The organism is Labrys wisconsinensis (assembly GCF_030814995.1).
In the GTDB taxonomy this organism is placed as follows: Bacteria; Pseudomonadota; Alphaproteobacteria; order Rhizobiales; family Labraceae; genus Labrys; species Labrys wisconsinensis.
Window position 1 is genome coordinate 1 of record NZ_JAUSVX010000015.1, and the last position, 17,853, is coordinate 17,853.

General features: G+C 71.7%; 16 protein-coding genes. 9 read left to right on the top strand and 7 right to left on the bottom strand.

What is annotated here, in order from left to right:
* The first annotated feature begins 214 nt into the window (after positions 1-214).
* Both argS and QO011_RS30530 read left to right on the top strand, forming a co-directional pair.
* Entirely contained in the window at positions 215-2,020 is a 1,806-nt protein-coding gene (gene argS / locus QO011_RS30525) for an arginine--tRNA ligase (RefSeq protein WP_307280910.1), read from the top strand.
* Between the two features lie 132 nt (positions 2,021-2,152).
* Complete coding sequence (locus QO011_RS30530) at positions 2,153-2,566, top strand: DUF1236 domain-containing protein (protein WP_307280912.1); 414 nt, start codon at positions 2,153-2,155, stop codon at positions 2,564-2,566.
* A gap of 85 nt (positions 2,567-2,651) precedes the next feature.
* Here the strand turns inward: QO011_RS30530 and nhaA are convergent, their stop codons facing one another.
* Complete coding sequence (gene nhaA, locus QO011_RS30535; protein WP_307280914.1) at positions 2,652-4,004, bottom strand: Na+/H+ antiporter NhaA; 1,353 nt, start codon at positions 4,002-4,004, stop codon at positions 2,652-2,654.
* Positions 4,005-4,425: 421 nt separating this feature from the next.
* Between nhaA and QO011_RS30540 the strand changes: the two genes are divergently transcribed.
* Together QO011_RS30540 and QO011_RS30545 are read left to right on the top strand one after the other, a co-directional pair.
* On the top strand, positions 4,426-5,475 hold the full coding sequence (locus tag QO011_RS30540; protein WP_307280916.1) for a histone deacetylase family protein: 1,050 nt from the start codon (positions 4,426-4,428) through the stop codon (positions 5,473-5,475).
* 94 nt (positions 5,476-5,569) lie between these two features.
* Positions 5,570-6,364, top strand: coding sequence for an outer membrane protein (locus tag QO011_RS30545; protein WP_307280918.1), 795 nt, complete (start codon positions 5,570-5,572; stop codon positions 6,362-6,364).
* Positions 6,365-6,374: 10 nt separating this feature from the next.
* Here QO011_RS30545 and QO011_RS30550 read toward each other — a convergent pair whose 3' ends face one another.
* Positions 6,375-6,974 (bottom strand): TetR/AcrR family transcriptional regulator, encoded by a 600-nt coding sequence (locus QO011_RS30550; RefSeq protein ID WP_307280921.1) that lies wholly within the window; start codon positions 6,972-6,974, stop codon positions 6,375-6,377.
* A gap of 82 nt (positions 6,975-7,056) precedes the next feature.
* On the opposite strand from QO011_RS30550, the gene QO011_RS30555 reads away from it, so the two are divergent.
* The gene (locus QO011_RS30555; RefSeq protein WP_307280923.1) at positions 7,057-8,148 is read left to right on the top strand and encodes a quinone oxidoreductase family protein; all 1,092 of its coding nucleotides are present in this window, start codon (positions 7,057-7,059) and stop codon (positions 8,146-8,148) included.
* A gap of 9 nt (positions 8,149-8,157) precedes the next feature.
* On the opposite strand, the gene QO011_RS30560 is transcribed toward QO011_RS30555, so the two are convergent.
* The 3 genes from QO011_RS30560 to trpS all read right to left on the bottom strand — a co-directional run bounded on the left by QO011_RS30560 (position 8,158) and on the right by trpS (position 12,783).
* Positions 8,158-10,077 carry a diguanylate cyclase gene (locus QO011_RS30560; protein WP_307280925.1) on the bottom strand — a complete coding sequence of 640 codons (1,920 nt, stop codon included), beginning with the start codon at positions 10,075-10,077 and terminating at the stop codon, positions 8,158-8,160.
* Positions 10,078-10,273: 196 nt separating this feature from the next.
* The gene (locus tag QO011_RS30565) at positions 10,274-11,701 is read right to left on the bottom strand and encodes a pyridoxal phosphate-dependent decarboxylase family protein (RefSeq protein ID WP_307280927.1); all 1,428 of its coding nucleotides are present in this window, start codon (positions 11,699-11,701) and stop codon (positions 10,274-10,276) included.
* Between the two features lie 68 nt (positions 11,702-11,769).
* Positions 11,770-12,783: a tryptophan--tRNA ligase gene (gene trpS / locus QO011_RS30570; RefSeq protein WP_307280931.1), complete on the bottom strand. Its 1,014-nt coding sequence runs from the start codon at positions 12,781-12,783 to the stop codon at positions 11,770-11,772.
* 281 nt (positions 12,784-13,064) lie between these two features.
* Between trpS and QO011_RS30575 the strand changes: the two genes are divergently transcribed.
* The 3 genes from QO011_RS30575 to QO011_RS30585 all read left to right on the top strand — a co-directional run bounded on the left by QO011_RS30575 (position 13,065) and on the right by QO011_RS30585 (position 16,020).
* Positions 13,065-13,589 carry a DedA family protein gene (locus tag QO011_RS30575; protein ID WP_307280934.1) on the top strand — a complete coding sequence of 175 codons (525 nt, stop codon included), beginning with the start codon at positions 13,065-13,067 and terminating at the stop codon, positions 13,587-13,589.
* A gap of 76 nt (positions 13,590-13,665) precedes the next feature.
* A complete protein-coding gene (locus QO011_RS30580) occupies positions 13,666-14,331 on the top strand; it encodes a Pr6Pr family membrane protein (RefSeq protein WP_307280937.1) in 666 nt (221 codons plus the stop codon).
* A gap of 156 nt (positions 14,332-14,487) precedes the next feature.
* Positions 14,488-16,020, top strand: coding sequence for an ankyrin repeat domain-containing protein (locus QO011_RS30585; RefSeq protein WP_307280940.1), 1,533 nt, complete (start codon positions 14,488-14,490; stop codon positions 16,018-16,020).
* 20 nt (positions 16,021-16,040) lie between these two features.
* Here QO011_RS30585 and QO011_RS30590 read toward each other — a convergent pair whose 3' ends face one another.
* Positions 16,041-16,391, bottom strand: coding sequence for a VOC family protein (locus tag QO011_RS30590; RefSeq protein ID WP_307280944.1), 351 nt, complete (start codon positions 16,389-16,391; stop codon positions 16,041-16,043).
* Between the two features lie 89 nt (positions 16,392-16,480).
* Positions 16,481-16,768: a DUF1127 domain-containing protein gene (locus tag QO011_RS30595; protein WP_307280947.1), complete on the bottom strand. Its 288-nt coding sequence runs from the start codon at positions 16,766-16,768 to the stop codon at positions 16,481-16,483.
* 133 nt (positions 16,769-16,901) lie between these two features.
* On the opposite strand from QO011_RS30595, the gene QO011_RS30600 reads away from it, so the two are divergent.
* On the top strand, positions 16,902-17,834 hold the full coding sequence (locus QO011_RS30600) for a LysR substrate-binding domain-containing protein (protein ID WP_307280951.1): 933 nt from the start codon (positions 16,902-16,904) through the stop codon (positions 17,832-17,834).
* Positions 17,835-17,853 lie beyond the last annotated feature (19 nt).

Consider the following 17,853-nt stretch of genomic DNA (forward strand, 5'->3'; position numbering starts at 1 on the left):
CCCGCCTCTCCTCCTTCTCCACTCTTTCACTGCCCCCCCCCGCCCCCCCCCCCCCCCCCCCCCCCCCCCCCCCCCCCCCCCCCCCCCGAAACTCTGCTGAGCGCCGGTTGCGATCGTCCCGTTCCCGCTATAAGTCCGCCCGGTTCCGATGCCTTCATCCGCCCGTGCGGGCGGCCGAGGCTGGCGGACGCACGAGACCAGGACCGCGAGAACCATGCCCGACAGCCAAGAGCCCACCCTGGTGAGCCGCATCGACGGCCTGCTGGAAGCGGCGTTCCGCGCCTGCGGCCTGCCCACCGAGACGGCGCGCGCCGTGCCGGGCACCCGTCCGGAGCTGGCGGACCTGCAGTGTAACGGCGCGCTGCCGCTCGCCAAGAGCCTCGGCCGGCCGCCGCGCGAGATCGCCGCCGAGGTCGCGGCCAGGCTGAAGGAGAGCGACGCTTTCGCGTCCGTGGAGGTGGCCGGGCCCGGCTTCATCAACCTGCGCCTTTCCGCCGGCCTGCTGGCGCAGAGCGCCGAGGCCCAGCTCGCGGCCGAGGGCGCCGGCATCGTGCACCAGACGCCGCAGCGGATTCTGCTCGATTTCGGCGGCCCGAACGTCGCCAAGCCGCTGCATGTCGGCCATCTCCGCTCGCTGGTGATCGGCGAGAGCCTGCGCCGCATCCTGTCGGCGCAGGGCCACCACGCCCTCTCCGACGTGCATCTCGGCGACTGGGGCCTGCAGATGGGCATGCTGATCTCCGAGATCCGCCGGCGCTGGCCGGACCTGCCCTGCTTCGTGCCGGACGACGTGCCGCCCGGTCCCAGCCTGCCCGAGGGCTCGCTGCCGCTCGACATGGACGACCTGCAGCGCCTCTATCCCGAGGCCGCCGCCGCCTGCAAGGTCGATCCCGAGCGCATGGCCGAGGCGCGCGAGGCGACCGCGGCGCTCCAGGCCGGCCATCGCGGCTACACCCTGCTGTGGCGGGCGCTGCGGACCATCTCGCTCGACGCGCAGCGGCGGGACTTCGACACGCTGGAGGCGCATTTCGACCTGCTGCTCGGCGAGAGCGACGTCCAGCCGCTGATCCCCGGCATGATCGCCGATCTCACCGCGCGCGGCATCGCAGTGGAGAGCGAGGGCGCGCTGGTGATCGAGGTGGCGCGGAACAGCGATGCCAAGCCGATGCCCCCGCTCCTGCTCGCCAAGTCCGACGGCGCCGCCCTCTATGCCACCACCGACCTAGCCACCATCCTCGACCGGATGCGGCGCGACGCGCCGGAGCGTATCGTCTACGTCGTCGACCAGCGCCAGGCCCTGCATTTCGAGCAGGTGTTCCGCGCCGCGCACCGGGCCGGCTTTGCCGACGGCGTCGATCTCGTCCATGCCGGCTTCGGCACGGTCAACGGCCCGGACGGCAAGCCCTACAAGACGCGGGAAGGCGGCGTCGCCCAGCTCGCCGACCTTCTGAGCGATGCCATCGAGAAGGCACGCGAGCAGGTGGAGGCGCGCGAGCGCGGCGACGGCGAGCAGGCCTCCGACCCGATCGCGGCCGAGGATCGCGAGACGCTGGCCCGGCTCGTCGGCCTCGCGGCGGTGAAGTTCGCCGACCTCTCGACCTACCGCACCTCCGGCTACGTCTTCGACCCCGACCGCATGGTCTCGTTCCTGGGCCGGACCGGACCTTACGTGCAATATGCCTGCGTGCGCATCGGCTCGATCCTGCGCAACGCCGAGGCTCAGGGCTACGCCGCCGGCGCCATCGCGGTGGATGCGCCGGCCGAACGGGCCCTGGTGCTCGAATGCGCCCGCTTCCCCGAGGTGGTCGCCTCGGCCGCCGCCAATCTCGCGCCGAACGAGGTTGCCGATTACGTCTTCGGCCTGGCGCAGAGCTTCAGCCGCTTCTACACGGATTGCCCGGTCCTGCAGGCGGAGAGCGATGCGGTTCGCGCGTCGCGGCTGGCTCTGTCGGTTCTCGCTCGCCGCGTGCTGGCCAAGGGCCTGGATCTGCTCGGCATCGCCGTGCCCGACCGGATGTAGATCGGGCAAGCCGGACGGGGCACGTTGGGCATAAGCATCGCCTTCCGGGAACAATCCGCATGACCTCCCGTTGATCTGAAGAGCTCTGCGCATGAGATGTCGGAGCAATTCAGACAGATGAGGAGAAGCGACATGAGGAACATGTTGCCGAAATGCGCGATCATCTTGGCGTTGCTCGCACCGGTCGGCGCCGGCGCCCAGGGCGTGGTCGGCGGCGCGGCGAACGGCGCCGAGCGGGGCAACGATGCCGCCGGGCCGATCGGCGGGGTGGTGGGCGGTGCGGTCGGCGCAGTGACCGGTGCCGTCAACGGCCTGCTCGGCATCGACGAGCGGCCGCGCTTCCGCGAATACGTCGTCCGCGAGCACCGGCCCTCCTACCGCATGACCGAGGCCGTCGAGGTCGGCGCCGTGCTGCCGGCGGACGGTGTCACCTATTACGAGGTGCCGCGCGAGTATGGCGTGACGCGATATCGCTACACCGTCGTGAACGACGAGCCGGTGCTGGTCGATCCCGGCACGCACCGCATCGTCCAGGTCGTCGAATGATCGACGGGGATGCCGCGATCGCCGGCGTCCGAAATCCTGGCCGTCCCGGGGCATTCTCCGGGGCGGCTTTCGCACGGCGACGCTTTCAGCGGCGGGAGCGCGGCGCGAAGCGCAGGATGGTCCAGCCGAGCAGCGCCGAGGCGATCGAGCCCATCACCGCGCCGATCTGTGCCTGGCCCACCAGCTCCGGCATCGGCTCCAGCGCCAGCGACCCGGCGAACAGGCTCATGGTGAAGCCGATCCCGCAGAGCGCCGCCACCCCGTAGAGCTGCAGCCAGGTGGCGCCGGCCGGCCGGTCGGCGGCGCTGGTGCTGACGGCGAGCCAGACGCTGGCGAAGATGCCGAGCTGGTTGCCTGCGAAGAGGCCGAGGGCCGTGCCCACGACCACGGGGTTCAGCAGCGACGCGACGTCGACATGCGAGAACGAGATGCCGGCCTTGGTGAAGGCGAAGACCGGCAGGATCGCGAACGCCACCACCGGGCGCAGCCCGCGCTCGAGCCGGTGCAACGTCGCGCCGCCGGCCGCTCCGTCGAGGGGAACGAGCATCGCCACCAGGAGGCCGGCGACGCTCGGGTGGATGCCCGCCAGCAACAGGAAGCCCCAGAGCACGGTGCCGAGCGTGAGATAGACGACGAGGCTGCGCTGGCCGAGCCGGTTGGCTGCGCCGAGCAGGATGAGGGCGAACAGCGCGCCCGCCAAGGCTGCCGGATGGAGATGGGGCGTGTAGAACAGGGCCAGGATCGTCGCCGCGCCGAGATAATCGAGCAGGGTGACGGCTGCCAGGAACGTCCGCAGCGCCGCCGGCACGCGCGTGCCGAGCAGCGCAAGCACCGCCAGGGCGAAGGCGATGTCGGTGGCCGATGGGACGGGCCAGCCGCGGAGCGGTCCGTTTTCGGCGAGGTTCACCGCCAGGTAGATCAGCGCCGGAACCACGAGGCCGCCCAGCGCGGCCATGATCGCCAGGGCGCGGGCGGAGGCGGAGGCAAGCTGCCCCTCGATCAATTCGCGCTTCAGCCCGAGGCCGACCAGCAGGAAGAACAGCGACATCGGACCGTTGCTGATCCAGCAATGCAGCTTTCGGCCGAGGACGGGATGCTCGACGAAGGCAAAGTACATCCCGGACGCCGGCGAGTTGGCGAGCATGAGCGCCAGCAACGCGCTCGCCAGCAGGGCGAGGCTCGCGCGTGCCTCCAGCGCGAGCAGGGATCGGTCGACGGGCGGCGTGACGGACGCCCAGGCCGCGCCCTGCCGCAAGTCCTGCAGCACTTCGCGCCCGAGGATCGCGCGGTCCGGCCGGAAGGTGAAGTTCTGCGTGTCGAGGAATTGTTCGAGCTCGTCGGGATCCTGCTTCCGCAGCCAGTCCCGCAACTGCCGGTCATCGGCCCAGTTGAAGAACGGCCCGAAGAATTTCCGGGCGATCTGCTTCCTCGTGCTCATGTCTCCGAAAGGATCCAGCATCATGCCCAGCGCCGGATTCATCATAGGCGAGGAGGCGGGCTGCGAAAATTGCCGGAACGGCGCGCGGACTCAAATTTCGGCGATGATGCTTCGGCGACACGGAGGGGCCGCGGCGGTCGCGCCCGGCATCGGCGCGGCGGTCCGGTGGCGAGCCCGCCTCCTCAAGGCTGCGCCGGAGGCGCCGGCACGAGCACGATCTGGCCGGCGTCCGCCAAATGCAGGACGAGCACGCTCTCGATCGCATCATGGCGGCTCTCCCACAAGTCGTGCCCCCGATACACGGCCGTGGTTGCGAGGCTGTCTCGAGCCGTGCAACCGAGGCCCCGCCGGGGGCGGGCTTCCCCGAGGCCTGCGACCGGCCCTACCATTGTCGCTGCGATCCAGAGGCGGAGCCGATTCCGTGAAGGCGTTCTTCCATCCCGACCAGCACCGGCACGATCCCCGGCAGTTCATGCGCCTCGGCGTGATCAGCGACCCCAAGGACCTGCCGGTCCGCACCGAGCTGCTGCTGGCGGCGCTCCAACGCCATGGCGCCGCTCCGGACCTGCCGCCGGATTGCGGGACGGAGCCGATCCTGGCCGTGCACGAGGAGGCCTATCTCGCCTTCCTCGGCAGCGCCCATGCGCGCTGGCGGGCGCTGCCGGGCGCCGGGCCGGAGGTGCTGCCCAACCTTTCACCCTACTGGAGCGGACGGCCGGACCGGGATGGACGGCCGCCGTGCCGGGCGGCCTCGGTCGTCGGCCAGGCCGGCTACTACCTCGGCGACCTGGCGGTGCCGATCGGCGAGCACACCGCGACCTCGGCGCTGGCCTCGGCCCGCACCGCCGTGGCCGCCGCCGACGCCGTCAACACCGGGGAGCGCCTCGCCTATGCGCTGTGCCGGCCCTCCGGCCACCATGCCCGGGCCGACCGGGCCTCGGGCTTCTGCTACCTCAACAATGCCGCGATCGCCGCCGAGCGCCTGCGGCGGCGCTTCGGCCGCGTCGCCGTGCTCGACGTCGACACCCATCACGGCGACGGCACGCAGGAGATCTTCTACCGCCGCGCCGACGTGCTGACGCTGTCGCTGCACGGCGATCCCACGAACTACTATCCCTTCCACACCGGCTACGCCGACGAGACCGGCAGCGGCGAGGGCCGCGGCTGCAACCGCAATATCCCGCTGCCGCCCGGCACGCAGGACGCAGCCTTCCTCGCGGCTCTCGACGAACTGGCCGGGACGGTGGGGGCCTTCGGCGCCGAGGCCCTCGTCCTCGCCCTCGGCTATGACGGCCACCGGGAGGACCCGCTCGCCACCCTGGCGCTGTCCACCGCCGCGTTCCGGGCCATCGGGGCGCGGATCCACGCCATGGCCCTGCCCACAGCGGTCGTCCAGGAAGGGGGCTACGGCCTCGACGTCATCGGCGACTGCCTGGCCGAGTTCCTGGCCGGCGCCGATCCGGCGGGCTGAGGGGCAGGTCGCGGTGCCGTGTCGGGCTGCGGCCGCGCCGTTGCACGATCCCCGGGCCGTGCCCATATGGTGCAAGGACCGAAGGGTGGATCGCATGCGCACGTTGAGCTGTGCCCTTTTCGCCGCCGTCCTGGCCACACCCGCCATGGCGGCCGACGTGCCGCAGGCCGTCGAGCCGCTCGCGCCCGTGCCGGTCACGCTGCCGTTCAGCTGGACGGGCTTCTATGTCGGCGTCAACGCCGGCGCGGCCATCGACGGGTCCGACGTGAGCAACCGTCTCGGCGGCTCGTTCCTGACCAGCCCCGACGCAGCCGCCTACCAGCGGCAATATCCCGGCTCGCTCGGCTCGGGCAGCACCGGCTTCACCGGCGGCGGCCTGCTCGGCTACAACTGGCAGTTCTCGAATTTCGTCCTCGGCGGCGAGGCCGACATCAACTATGCCGGAATCGATTCGTCCTCATCGCGTGCCTTTGCGCTGACCGCCCCGTTCGTCGGCAACGAGAGCCAGCGCTACGGCCTGCGGTCCGACTGGTTCGGCACGGTGCGCGCCCGCGCCGGCTTCGCCTGGGACAGCCTGCTGATCTACGGCACGGGAGGCCTCGCCTATGGCGACGTGCGCGCCTCCGCGCGCCAGACCGAGACGCAAGGCGGCGTCACCACCTTCGACTGGTCGGGCGCGAGCTCGGACACCAAGGTCGGCTGGACCGCGGGCGCCGGCATCGAATACGCCCTCGACGACAACTGGATCATCGGCGCCGAATATCTGCATGTCGACCTCGGCAGGTCGCGCTTCGCCATGCCCGACGCCGGCGGCAGCGCCTTCACCATGACCGGCCGCGCCGACGCCAAGTTCGACGTCGTTCGCGCCACGGTGAAATACAAGTTCTGATCTCGCGGCGTCATGAGCGCGCGCGCAGCCCGTCGAGGGCGACGGCCGCCAGCCTCTCCGCTTGCGGCGCGCCGATGTCCTCGTCCAGCAGCAGCCGATACCAGACGGCGCCGAACACCAGCAGGACCGCGGCCTCGACATCGGCTCCGGCCGGCAGATCGCCGCGAGCGATGCCGGCGCGCAGCAGGCGGCGCAGCGCCTCACGCCGCGGCTCGACGAAGCGCGTGCGGAACAGGCCGCGGAACGCCGCATCGTGCTGCGCGCTCGCCATCAGGCCGCGGACGCCGGCGCCCGAGATCGCCAGCGCCGCGAAGGTGCGGGCGATGAAGCCGGCCAGCGCCGGGCCGATCGGCCCCTCGTCGCGGCTGGCCTCGTCCACGTCGGCGACGGCGTGGGCCAGGAAGGCATCGAGCACCAGCTCGGCCTTGCTGGGCCAGCGGCGGTAGAGTGTCTGCTTTCCCGCGCCGGCCGCCTCGGCGATCATGCGCGTGGTGACGGCCTCATAGCCGTGCTCCACCACCAGCCGGCGGGCGGCGGCCAGCAGGGCCGGGCCGACATCCTCGTCGCGCGGGCGGCCCGGCAGGCGGGCCGCGGAAGAATCCCCAGTCATGGCCGGGACCATAGCAGCTATTTACGGAACCAAAAGTCTCGAATATATAGGGAACCTGTGGTCCATAAATGATGGAGCGAGCATGAGCACGATCGCAAGCCGGGCCTGGCGCCTGAGCGGGCCGGGCGGAAGCCTGGCCTTCGAGCCGGTGGCGGTGCCGGAACCGCGGCCCGGCACGGTGCGCCTGCGCATGGAAGCGGTGCCGCTCCTGAGCTATCTCGGCGCCTATGTCGCGGGCGGATTGCCCTACTGGTATCCGCCGGGTCCGTTCACCCCTGGCACCAACGGCATCGGCATCGTCGAGGCGATCGGCGCCGACGTGCATCATCTCACCCCCGGCCGGCGCGTCGCGGTCAGCCCCCATCTCGTCGCCGACGAGCTCACCGACGAGCCGGCCCAGATCCTGGTCGGGCTGACCGGCATCAGCCCTGATTCCGGCCCGATGCTCGCCGACTGGCGCCACGGCACGCTGGCCGAGCGCGTGCTGATGCCGGTCTCGGTGCTGGCGCCGCTCGATGGCCTCGACCACCTGCCGTCCGAGCGCCTGGCCGCCCTCGGCAAGTTCGTGGTGCCTCTCGGCGGCCTGCTGCGCGGCCGGCTGGCTCCGGGCGAGGTGCTGGTGGTGAACGGCGCCTCGGGTTATTTCGGCTCGGCCGCCGTGCTGCTCGGCCTGGCTCTCGGCGCCGAGCGCGTGGTCGCGGCTGGGCGCTCGCCCGGTCCGCTCGAGGATCTCGCCCGCGTCGCCGGGCCGCGCGTCATGCCGGTGGCGCTGACCGGCGACGTCGAGGCCGACACCCGTGCCCTGCGCGAGGCGGCAGGCGGCCGGGGTGCGCACCTCGCCTTCGACCAGGTCGGCCAGGCCGCCGACGCCAACGCCACGCTGGCGGCGCTGCGCGCGCTCCGGCGCGGCGGCCGGCTGGTGCTGATGGGCAGCATGACGGCGCCGCTGCCGCTGAGCTATGGCGAGGTGATGCTCAACAATTGGGAGGTGATCGGCAATTTCATGTATGGCCGCGACGCCTATGGCAAGGCGGTGGCGCTGCTGCGCGCCGGCCTGCTCGGGCTCGAGGCGGTGCGCATCACCGGCTTCGCGCTGGAGGACCTGCCGGCGGCGATGCGCCACGCCGCCGCGATGCGGGGGCTCGACTGCACGGTGGTGCGGATTGCCGGCTGAGCGGATGGTTCAGGAGATCGCCTTCAGGGCGCCGCGGCTGCCGGCGCGCAGGGCACTGGCATCGCCGCGCACCTGGTCGCGTCCGCCGCGCTTGGCGGCATAGAGCGCCTCGTCGGCCCGGCCGAGGAGCTCGTCGGCGGTGCGGATGTCCTGCCCGGCCGTATGGGTCGCCACGCCCACGCTGATGGTCACCACGCCGCCGGCGCCGCCGCTGTGCGGCAGGTTGAGGCTCTTCACCGCCCGCCGCAAGCTTTCGGCGACGTGCAGCGCGCCGCCGAGCGGCGTGTCCGGCAGGATGGCCGCCAACTCCTCGCCGCCATAGCGGGCGCCGAGATCGGCCGGCCGTCGCAGGGTCGCCTGGAGGGTCCGGGCGATGGTGCGCAGGCACTCGTCGCCGGCCTGGTGTCCATAGGTGTCGTTGTAGGCCTTGAAGCGGTCGACATCGGCCAGCAGGATGCTGAGCGGCGCAGCATCCCGGCCGCCGCGGGCGAAGGCCTTCTGCAGCGCCTCGTCGAAGGCGCGCCGGTTGGTGAGGCCGGTGAGGCCGTCCGTGGCCGCCAGCCGGGCGAGCTTCTGGTTGGCCAGGGCCAACGCCTCCTCCGACTGCTTGCGCTCGGTGATGTCGGAGAACAGGATCAGCGTCCCGCCGTCGCTCATGTGGCGCGACCGGGCCTCCACCCAGCGCCCGTCGGCCAGGCCGATCAGGCGCTCGCCGGTGCCGAGGATCGCCCGGCAGCGCTGCTCCACCCAGCCGCCCAGGTCGGACGTGGCCGGAGCGGCCTGCTCGCCGCGCTCCACCGTCGCGCGCAGGATGTCGGCGAGGCGCCCGCCGGGGTGGCGCAGGTCGGCGGTGAGCGGGAAGAGGCGCTGGTACTGCGGGTTGCAGAGTTGAATCATGCCCTCGGCGTCGAACAGCACCAGCCCGTCCGCCATGTGCTCCAGCGCGTCCTCGAGGCGCTTGCGCGTGGTTCTCAGGTCCTCCTCGAGGCGTCGCTTGGCGGTGATGTCGCGGTTGTGGGTGATGAGGCCGATCAGCCGGCCTCGATCGTCGCGGATCGGCGCCTTGAGGGTGGAGAGCCAGATCGTGCTGCCGTCCTCGAAGGAGACGTGCTGCTCGATGGTATGCGCCTCGCCGCGGGCGATCACGTCATCCTCGTCGGCCTTGAAGCGGGAGGCGGCATCCGGCGGGAAGAAGTCGAAATCGCTGCGGCCGATCAGAGCCCCGGCCGAAGCGGCCCGCATCAACGTCGCCGTGGCCTGGTTGGCGACGATGAAGCGCCCGTCCAGCCCCTTGGCGTTGAGGCAGTCGGGCAGCGTCTCGGTCACGGCGCGGTAGACCGCATTGGCCTGGAGCAGGGCGCGCTGGCGCTCGTCGTGATGCAGGGCCAGGCCGACCAGCAGCGTCGCCATGAGCACGACCATCGTGGTCGGCAGCGACGTCTGCGGCATCAGTCCGATCCAGGTCCAGTCCGGGACGGCAAGCAGGCTCACCTTGCCGATGACGGCCGTGGCCAGGGCGAGCAGCAGGATGTCGGTCCGGCGCACGGGGCGGCCCGCCACCAGGGCGTGCGCGGCGATGCCGAGCGCCATGGCCAGGGCGATGTGCAGGCTGCCGCCCCAGACATAGATGCCGCCGATCGACAGGCGATAGGCGAGGCAGACGGCGCCGGCGACCAGGCCCGTGAAGGGCCCGCCGAACAGGCCGGCATTGACGATCAGCGCCGCGCGCAGGTCGAAGCTCAGCCCGCCCGGCAGGGCCACCGGCAGCAGCATGGTCAGGATCGCGCCCAGGCCCATCACGATGCCGAAGCCGAGCGGCCGGCCGAGCGGCGCGGAGAAGGGCAGGAGGCTGCGGGTGTTGGTCCAGGCGCTCACCACCGCCACGACGATCGCCAGATTGGCGAGCAGCCCTTGCCAGAACCCGGGCATGGCACCTCCCGCATTGCCCAGCCGGCGCCGTGCGGGCTGGGTCGATCGCGCCCGTGGAGCGATCCGATCGCGGACGTCTTAGCCGATCTTCCTGAGCAGCCTGTTAACGGCGATCGGAGGAGTGGAGACAATCGACCGAAAAGCCCTTTTGGATGAGCCTGTTGTGACGGAGACCGCGCTCGCGGGGCCGCGCTCCTCACGCCGGCGGCGCGGATCCCTCCGCCGCGGCCCGGATGTCACGCCACAGCGCCTCGACATGGCGCCGTTCGGTCGCCAGGGCTCCGATCGAGACACGCGCCATCCAGCGCCCGTCCAGCACGGCCGGCGTGAGATAGGCCGCGCCCGACCGGTTGAGCCGCTCGACCCAGCCGAGGGTGTGGCGGTCGAGCGCCTCGCCGTCCAGGGCTTGCGGCCGGTGGCGGATGCACACGGTCTGCAGCGGCGCCGGCGCCACCACGGCCCAGTCCGGCATCCCGCGCACCGCATCCGCGAGCCAGGCGGCATTGTCGAGGTCGCGGCGCAGGCGCGCCCTCAGCCCTTCCAGCCCCTGCTCGCGCAGCACGAACCACAGCTTCAGGGCGCGGAAACGCCGGCCGAGCGGGATGCCCCAGTCGCGCAGCGTCCGCACCTGGCCGTCGACCGCCGTCTGCAGGAAGCTCGGATTGGTCGACATCACCCGCATCAGGTGCTGCGGGTCGCGCACATAGTAGAGCGAGCAGTCGAAGGGCACGCCGAGCCATTTGTGCGGGTTGAGCACGATGGAATCGGCCCCCTCGATGCCGCGCCACATCCAGCGGCACTCCGGCAGGATCATGGCGCTGCCGGCCATGGCGGCGTCGACATGCAGCCAGACGCCGAAGCGGCGTGCCACCTCGGCGATCGGCTCGATCGGATCGATGGCCGTGGTCGCGGTGGTGCCCGTGGTGGCGACGATGGCGCAGGGATGCAGGCCGGCTGCGAGGTCGGCCGCGATCATCTCGGCGAGCGCCTCCGGCCGCATGGCGTAGCCGGCGTCGAACGGCACCAGGCGCAGCGTGTCGCGGCCGATGCCGGCCATCAGCGCGCCCTTGTCGACGGAGCTGTGGCTGTGGGCGCTGACATAGACGGCGAGCGGCCGCTCCTCGCCCTGCAGGCCGCCATGCGCCAGGGCATAGTCCGTCGCCCGCTCGCGGGCCGAGATCAGCGCCACCAGCGTGCTGGTGGAGGCGGTGTCCTGGATGACGCCGGTCCAGGCCGGGGAGAGCCCGATCGCCTGGCGCATCCAGTCGACCGTGACGTCCTCGATCTCGGTCAGCGCCGGCGAGGCCTGCCAGGACAGGCCGACGACACCGAGCCCGGTGCTGAGGAAATCGGCGAGCACGCCGGACAGCTCGCCGTTGCCCGGGAAGTAGCCGTAGAATCTCGGATGCTGCCAGTGGGAAAGGCCGGGCAGCACCACCGCATCGAGGTCGCGGAGGATGTCGGAGAAGGGCTCCGACGCCTCGGGTGGGGCGGCGGGCAGCCGGTCGCGGACCGCGCCGGGCCGCAGGCCCGACATCACCGGGAGGCCTTCCATGCCGGCCCGGTAGTCGGCGAGCCATTCCACCAGCCAGTGGCCGTAGCGCCGGAACTCCTCGGGTGTCATCGCCGTCGCCTCCGCCGGAGCCGCGACTATGGGGCGCCGCTCCGTCCACCGCAACGCCGGACGCGGCGTCAGGCCAGGACGGCGAGGCCCAGCGCCTCGCGCACAACCTCGAGCGTGGCCTGCGTCCGCTCGCGGGCGAGGCGCGTGCCCCGGCGCAGCACGTCCATGACATGGCCGGGATCGCCGGCAAGGTGCCGGCGCCGCTCGCGGATCGGAGCGAGCAGGGCCTGCAGCACCTCTTCCAGCCGCCGTTTCACCGCCATGTCGCCGAGGCCGCCCCGGCGATAGCGCGCCTTGAGCTCGGCGACCGTGGCGGCGTCCTCATCGAAGGCGTCGAGATAGGTGAAGACGACATTGCCGTCCACCTCACCCGGATCGGCCGCCCGGACATGGCCGGGATCGGTGTACATCCGCCGCACCGCGTCGCGGATCTCGTCGGGCGAGGCCGAGAGCGGGACGGCATTGCCCTGCGACTTGCTCATCTTGGCCCGGCCGTCGACGCCGGGCAGGCGGCCGACGGCGGGGATCAGCGCTCGGGCTTCCGGCAGGATATCGCGTCCGGCCTGCTGGTTGAGGCGGCGGACGAGCTCGTTGGTCTGCTCGATCAGCGGCGCCTGGTCCTCGCCGACCGGCACCACGGTCGCCCGGAAGCCGGTGATGTCGGCCGCCTGGGAGACGGGATAGCACAGGAAGCCGGCGGGGATGTCGCGCCCGAAGCCGCGCGCCTGGATCTCCTGGCGGATGGTCGGGTTGCGCTCGAGCCGGGCGACGGTGACGAAGTTGAGGTAGAGCAAGGTCAGCTCCGCCAGGGCGGGCAGGGCGGATTGCACGCAGATCGTGCTCTGCGCCGGGTCGATGCCGACGGCGAGGTAGTCGAGGGCAACCTCCAGCACGTTGCGGCCGACCTTGCCGGGATCGCGCGCATTGTCGGTCAGGGCCTGCGTGTCGGCCAGCAGCAGGAACTGCCGGTGGCTGTGCTGCAGGGCGAGGCGGTTGCGCAGCGACCCGGCATAGTGGCCGAGATGCAGCGGGCCGGTGGTGCGGTCGCCGGTCAGGACGACCGGGCGGGTGTCGGCGGACATGGACGATCTCCAGGGGTGGAGCCGCCGCGCCGGAAGGAATGTCGGACCATGAGACCGCGCCTGCCGAACCACGGCGGCGACGGTCGAGACATGACGACGTGCCGCTCCTTAAGGGGAGCGCCGCCAGATGGATCGGGGGAGGCGTGCAGCGTCGGTCATGACCGAGCCATGCCACGGAGCGGCCGGGCTCGCAAGGCCCGAGGAGCGGAGGCGAGGGCCGCGCCGGGGTTCACAGCTGCGGCGCCGTCTCCTATGAACCTTCCCGACCAAGAGAGGGACAGATGGATTTCGACGGCATCACCCAGGCGACGCTGGCCTTCGTGCGGACCCACGAGGCCTGGGGCCTTCCCATCGTGTTCGCGCTCGCCTTCGGGGAATCGCTGGCCTTCCTGTCGCTGCTGCTGCCGGCGACCGTGATCCTGCTGGCGCTCGGCGTGCTGGTCGGCGAGAGCGGCATCGCCTTCTGGCCGCTCTGGTCGGCGGCGGTGCTCGGCGCCGTGGCCGGCGACTGGCTGTCCTTCTGGATCGGCCTGCGGCTGAAGCACGGCGTCGCACGCTACTGGCCGCTGTCGCGCTATCCCGACCTGATCCCGCGCGGCCATCGTTTCTTCGAGCGTTGGGGCACGCTCGGCGTGTTCTTCGGACGCTTCTTCGGGCCGCTGCGCGCTTCGGTGCCGCTGGTCGCCGGCATCTGCGACATGCCGGCCCTGCGCTTCCAGCTCGCCAACGTCGCCTCGGCGCTCGTCTGGGCCACCGTCATGCTCGCCCCCGGGGCGTTCGGCCTCAAGTGGCTGCGCGAATGGTGAGGCCCCGCGCATATCAACGGCCGGCGGCCGCAGCTATGATGCCGCCCGGCCGGTGACGCGCCGGCCGGGAGGAGCCATGGCGAGCATCGCGCGACTGGAACGTCCGCTCCTGATCCTCATCGCCGTCCTGGTCTGGCCGGCGGCGCTCTACCAGGTGTTCCTGGCGACTGGGATGACCATGGCGGCCGGCCATTCGCTGCTGGACGGCCTGGTCACCGCCTTCAGCTTCTTCACCATCCTCACCAATCTCCTGGTCGGCGTGGTGACGGTCGCGCTGATCCGGCGCGGCCAGGGCGGGACGTTTCTCACCCGCCCGGGCACGCTGGCGGCGGTCGCGGTCTATATCCTCGTCGTCGGCGTGATCTATGCGCTGCTGCTGTCGGGCCTGCACGTCTTCACCGGCCTCGCGCTCGTCGCAGACAGCGTCGTGCACCGGGCCGTGCCGGTCCTGTACGCGCTGTACTGGCTCCTGTTCGCGCGCAAGGGCGCCCTGCGCTGGGCCGATCCGCTGGCCTGGCTGATCTATCCCCTGCTCTACATCGTCCATACCCTGGTGCGCGGTGCGCTGACGGGCCGCTATCCCTATCCCTTCGCCGACGCCGCCCGGCTCGGCTATCCCACGGCCCTGGCCAACGGCGCCGCGATCCTCGCCTTCTTCCTCGGGCTCGGCCTCGTGCTCGTCGCCCTCGACCGCGCGATGGGGCGGATCGCGGCCGGCGCCGGTTCCCGACGAGCCCCTTGAACCGCGCCCTGGCGGCTGTATTCTGGCCGGCAGGCGATGCGAGACGCCACCGGGCCCGCGGAAAGGGTTGAACCCGCTCGCAGAGGAACGTCAGCAAGTCTGCCCCTGTGCAGCCGGATTGCGGGCCGTCGGCGTCGTGCACAAGGAGGCACCGCAATGACCCTTCCCGCATCGCCTGATCTGTCGCACCTGAAGAAGCAGGCCAAGCAGCTCCTGCGCGCCGCCGCGGCCGGCGACGCCGCGGCGCTCGGCCGCTTTGCCGCGGCGCTTCCCGCACGGCCGCCGCTCGCAGCGCTCCGGCTGCACGATGCGCAGTCGGTGCTGGCGCGCGAGCACGGCTTCCGGTCCTGGACCGAGCTCAAGCGCTATGTCGAATGGAAGCGGACCGATCTGGCGGCACGCCTGAAGGCCTGGCTCGCCTGGGTCTATGAGGGCAATGCACGCGAGCGCCGGCTGGCAATCCGGATGCTGGCGGAGGAACCCGATGTCTTCGCCTCCGATCCCTGGCTCGCCTGTGCCGTCGGCGACGAGGCGGCCGTGCGGCGCGCCCTTTCCGACGACGCGGCATGGGTGAACCGCCCGGGCGGCGCGCTCGGCATGCCGCCGCTGGTCGCCGTGACCCATTCCGGCCTGATCCGGGAGGAAGGATTCGCGCCCCGCCTCCTCGCCTGCGCCGGCTTGCTGCTGCGCCACGGCGCCGACGTCGATGCCCGCTGGACCGATCCGAACTGGCCGGATTGGCCGTTCTCCGCGCTCTACGGCGCCGCCGGGCGGACCCATCACGCCGGCATGACCGAGCTGCTCCTGGAGGCCGGCGCGAATCCCGACGACAACGAATCCCTCTACCATTCCGTCGAGGCCAGCGATTCCGCCTGCACGCGGCTCCTCCTGGCCGCCGGCGCTCGCGTCACGGGCACCAATGCCATCGCCCATGTCCTCGACTACGACAAGCTCGAGGACCTGCAGCTGATGCTGCGCCACGGCGGCGACCCCAACGAGCAGCCCTGGCTGCATCACGCCATCCTGCGCGGGCGCTCGCTGGCCCATGTCCAGGCGCTGGTCGAGGCCGGCGCCGATCTTCGGGCCCGGGACGGGGAGGGGATCAGCCTCTACCGCTGGGCGCAGGCCCGTGGCCGCCTCGACGTGGTCGGGATGCTGCGCGCCGCCGGCATCGAAGAGCCGCTGACGCAGGAGGAGGAGTTCGTCGCCGCCTGCACGCGGGGCGACGACGCGGCCGCCCGCGCCATCCTGGAGCGCCTGCCGGACATCGTCGCGCGGCTGAGCCCGGGCCAGCTGCAAATCATGCCGGAACTCGCCGGCCTCGGCGCGCACGCCGCCGTCCGCACCATGCTGGCGCTCGGCTGGCCGCGCGAGGTCAAGGCTGGGTGGGACGCCACGGCGTTGAACCTGGCGGTGTTCCAGGGCGATGCGGCGATGGCGCGCCTGCTGCTGGCCGCCGGCGCCGACTGGCGCACCCTGCACGGCTATGGCGACACCGTGCTCGGCACCCTGTCCTTTGCCTCGCAGGCCGACGGTGTCGGCGAGCCGGCGCCGCGCGACTATCCCGGCTGCGCCCGTGCGCTCGTCGAGCACGGCGTGCCGCTCGCCGAACTGCGGCGCTACCGCTTCTCCCCCGAGGTGGCGGACTACCTCGAAGCGCTGCCCGAGCCGGCTGACCGGCCCTCGTGAGGATTTGCCGATAGGCGCGCTCAGGCGTGGGACAGGATGTTGACCAGCTTGCCGAAGGGGTCGCGCACGTAGAAGCGGCGCACGCCCCAGGGCTCGTCCGCCGGTCCGTACTCGATGGCGAAGCCGGCCTCGCGCATGCGGGCGAGCGCGACGTCGACGTCGTCGACCTCGATGGAGAGGTCGGGCGTCGGCGTGCCGGAGCCGCCCTGCTCGGCGACGCTGATCTGCACCGCCATGGTCTCGTCCGAGCCGTAGGTGGCGATCCAGCCGTGGTCCATCAGCAGGTCGAGGCCCAGCACGTCGCCGTAGAAGCGCCGGGCCGCGGCGATGTCGCGCGTGTCGATATTGGCGATGATCCGCCGCACGGTCATGGTGCCGCTCCCGTCTCCACTCCCTGCCTTCCCGGAGGCTGGACAGCCTCTAGACCAGGCGCGCGGCGAAGGCGAGACCGCCGTCGGCGTCAGCGGCCGCAGCGCCGGGAGCCGCGCTCCCGGACGATCGAAGCGAGCAGCTCGGTCGGGTCATGGGACGGCGGCAAGGCGCCGGCCGAGACCACGTCGAGCCGGGTCAGCCCGATGTCCTGCAGCTCGTGGTCGTTCATGGCATGGAGCCGCGTCAGCTGGGCGCGATTGCGCCGCAGCCGGGGCAGGTAGAGCGCCAGATCGGCGATTCCTGCCCAGGCCCTGTGGAGGAACGGCGTGAGCGTCCTGGCGGACTGCCCGGCGCCATGGGACAATGTCGCGGTCATGGGGCATCTCCGGAACGGAGCGCCGGGAGTGGAACCGTCCGGCGCCTCGATGATGCGGGAAGGATAGGCGATCCCCATTGATCGGTCTAACGAATGATTGTAATCTCACCAATACGAAAGGGAGATTGGTGAGATGCTCGACACCGACCAGTTGCGCAGCTTCGTCGCCATCGTCGACACCGGCAGCTTCACCCGCGCCGCCGAGCGGGTGAACAAGACCCAATCCGCCGTCTCCATGCAGATCCGGCGCCTGGAGGACCAGCTCGGCAGCCCGCTCTTCGCCAAGCGCGGCCGGGGCGTGCGCCTGACGGAGAGCGGCGAGCGCCTGGTCGACTATGCCCGCCAGATGCTGCAGGTCGAGGCGGCGGCCTTCGCCAGCATCTCGCGCCGGGCCCTGGCCGGGCGCGTGCGGCTCGGCATTCCCGACGACTATGCCGACACCCTTCTGCCCGACCTGGTCACCCGCTTTTCCAGGCGCCATCCCCTGGTCGAGCTTTCGGTCGTCTGCGAGCACTGCGCAACCCTGGTCGAGCAGATCGCCGGCGGCGACCTCGACGTGGCGATCTATGATGGCGAGAGGGAGATGGAGCTCCTGCGCGAGGAGCCGCTGCGCTGGGTCATCGGCGCCAATTCCCGGGCGCACGAGGTGCGGCCGCTGCCGATGGCGCTGTCGAACCCGACCTGCAGCTGGCGCCGCGCCGCGACCTCGGCCCTCGACGAGGCCGGGATTCCCTGGCGCGCATTGTTGGGCTCGACCAATTCCTCGGCGATCGCACCGGTCGTCCAGGCGGGGCTTGCGGTGACGGTGATGCCGCTGAGCGCCATGCGTCCCGGGCTGAAGGTGTTCGAAGACTTCGAGGGTCTGCCGCAGTTGCCGACGATCCGGATCGGCATGATCGAGAGCCCGCATGCGCGCTCGCCCGAGGCCCGGGCCCTTGCCGAGGAGATCCGCGCCGTCTTCCGCCGCGAGGCGCCGCCAGTGCAGCCGGACCGGGTTTTCGCCGAGATCACCTTCCCGAAGATCGACCCGGCGCGTCGGGCTCGGGGGCGTGCGGCCGCGGCCTGAAGCACGCGCCGCGGCATGG

What these genes read in the sequence shown, in the direction of transcription:
- QO011_RS30575 (WP_307280934.1), top strand. Translation starts at nt 13,065, where the DNA reads ATGGATTTCGACGGCATCACCCAGGCGACGCTGGCCTTCGTGCGGACC.
- QO011_RS30530 (WP_307280912.1), top strand. Translation starts at nt 2,153, where the DNA reads ATGAGGAACATGTTGCCGAAATGCGCGATCATCTTGGCGTTGCTCGCA.
- nhaA (WP_307280914.1), bottom strand. Translation starts at nt 4,004, where the DNA reads ATGAGCACGAGGAAGCAGATCGCCCGGAAATTCTTCGGGCCGTTCTTC.
- trpS (WP_307280931.1), bottom strand. Translation starts at nt 12,783, where the DNA reads ATGTCCGCCGACACCCGCCCGGTCGTCCTGACCGGCGACCGCACCACC.
- QO011_RS30565 (WP_307280927.1), bottom strand. Translation starts at nt 11,701, where the DNA reads ATGACACCCGAGGAGTTCCGGCGCTACGGCCACTGGCTGGTGGAATGG.
- QO011_RS30600 (WP_307280951.1), top strand. Translation starts at nt 16,902, where the DNA reads ATGCTCGACACCGACCAGTTGCGCAGCTTCGTCGCCATCGTCGACACC.
- QO011_RS30545 (WP_307280918.1), top strand. Translation starts at nt 5,570, where the DNA reads ATGCGCACGTTGAGCTGTGCCCTTTTCGCCGCCGTCCTGGCCACACCC.
- QO011_RS30580 (WP_307280937.1), top strand. Translation starts at nt 13,666, where the DNA reads ATGGCGAGCATCGCGCGACTGGAACGTCCGCTCCTGATCCTCATCGCC.
- QO011_RS30560 (WP_307280925.1), bottom strand. Translation starts at nt 10,077, where the DNA reads ATGCCCGGGTTCTGGCAAGGGCTGCTCGCCAATCTGGCGATCGTCGTG.
- QO011_RS30590 (WP_307280944.1), bottom strand. Translation starts at nt 16,391, where the DNA reads ATGACCGTGCGGCGGATCATCGCCAATATCGACACGCGCGACATCGCC.
- QO011_RS30555 (WP_307280923.1), top strand. Translation starts at nt 7,057, where the DNA reads ATGAGCACGATCGCAAGCCGGGCCTGGCGCCTGAGCGGGCCGGGCGGA.
- argS (WP_307280910.1), top strand. Translation starts at nt 215, where the DNA reads ATGCCCGACAGCCAAGAGCCCACCCTGGTGAGCCGCATCGACGGCCTG.
- QO011_RS30550 (WP_307280921.1), bottom strand. Translation starts at nt 6,974, where the DNA reads ATGACTGGGGATTCTTCCGCGGCCCGCCTGCCGGGCCGCCCGCGCGAC.
- QO011_RS30595 (WP_307280947.1), bottom strand. Translation starts at nt 16,768, where the DNA reads ATGACCGCGACATTGTCCCATGGCGCCGGGCAGTCCGCCAGGACGCTC.
- QO011_RS30585 (WP_307280940.1), top strand. Translation starts at nt 14,488, where the DNA reads ATGACCCTTCCCGCATCGCCTGATCTGTCGCACCTGAAGAAGCAGGCC.